Origin of the sequence: Micromonospora sp. KC721 (assembly GCF_004348355.1) — a bacterium.
In the GTDB taxonomy this organism is placed as follows: Bacteria; Actinomycetota; Actinomycetes; order Mycobacteriales; family Micromonosporaceae; genus Micromonospora.
Genome location: NZ_SMJY01000392.1, coordinates 1 through 1,253, shown reverse-complemented (window position 1 = coordinate 1,253; position 1,253 = coordinate 1). Strand labels below are relative to the sequence as shown.

1 protein-coding gene is annotated in these 1,253 nt (G+C 75.5%); it reads left to right on the top strand.

Annotated features, from left to right (window positions below):
• Positions 1-141 precede the first annotated feature (141 nt).
• On the top strand, positions 142-1,253 hold a 1,112-nt coding region (locus tag E1182_RS30595; RefSeq protein ID WP_132271201.1), incomplete at its 3' end, for a bifunctional transcriptional activator/DNA repair enzyme AdaA.

Below are 1,253 nucleotides of genomic sequence, written 5' to 3'. Positions count from 1 at the left end.
CCGCACCACCCGCCCCACGGCCGTCTTCGACGCCAAACCGCTGACCGCCGTCCGGCGGCCGGAATCGGACCTGGCGGTCGCGCCACCGCCAGGTCCGATTCCCGCGAGCCGGTGGGGTTGAGCTGCGGGCATCATCGTGGCGTGGAGTTGGACTTCGAACGGTGCTACCGAGCCGTGGACAGCCGCGACCAGCGCTTCGACGGCTGGTTCTACACCGGCGTGACCTCGACCGGAATCTACTGCCGGCCCTCCTGCCCGGCGACGACGCCGAAGCGACGCAACGTCCGCTTCTTCCCGTCGGCCGCCGCCGCGCAGGGCGCCGGGCTGCGGGCCTGCCGCCGGTGCCGCCCGGACGCCGCGCCCGGCTCACCCCAGTGGGACGTCCGGGGCGACGTGGTCGGGCGGGCCATGCGGCTGATCGCCGACGGGGTGGTCGACCGGCACGGCGTGCCGGGGCTGGCCAGCCGGCTCGGCTACACCGAGCGGCACCTGCACCGGATGCTCCGCGCCGAGCTGGGCGCGGGTCCGCTGGCCCTGGCACGGGCACAACGCGCGCAGACCGCCCGCACCCTCATCGAGACCACCGAACTGGGCCTGGCCGAGATCGCGTTCGCGGCCGGTTTCGGCAGCGTACGGCAGTTCAACGACACTGTCCGCGAGGTCTACGGCACGGTTCCGTCCGGGCTGCGGGCGGCCCGGGGTCGGCGTCCGGCCGCCGCCGGCGCGGGGACGATCACGCTGCGGCTGGCGTACCGGCCGCCGCTGCACGCCGCCGCGCTGCTGGACTTCCTCGCGGTCCGCGCGCTGCCCGGCGTGGAGGAGATACGCGACGGGACGTACCGCCGGGGTCTGCGGCTGCCGCACGGCACCGGGGAGGTGGCGCTGACCCCGCTCGCCGGCCACGTGCAGGCCACGCTGCGGCTGGCCGACATGCGGGACCTGGCCCCGGCCGTGGCCCGCTGCCGCCGCCTGTTCGACCTGGACGCGGATCCGGAGGCTGTCGACGCGGTGCTGGCCGCCGATCCCGCGCTCGCCGGCGCGGTCGGCGCGGAACCCGGGGTACGCCTGCCCCGCGCCGTGGACGGCTTCGAGATCGCGGTCCGCGCGATCGTCGGCCAGCAGGTCTCCGTCCGCGCCGCCCACACCACCCTCACCCGCCTCCTCGCCCAGACCCCGGCTGATCATGAAGTTGGCGGCGCTGTGGATCTTCAGGACGGCCGGCAACTTCATGATCAACGCGGCCAGGGCGAGGG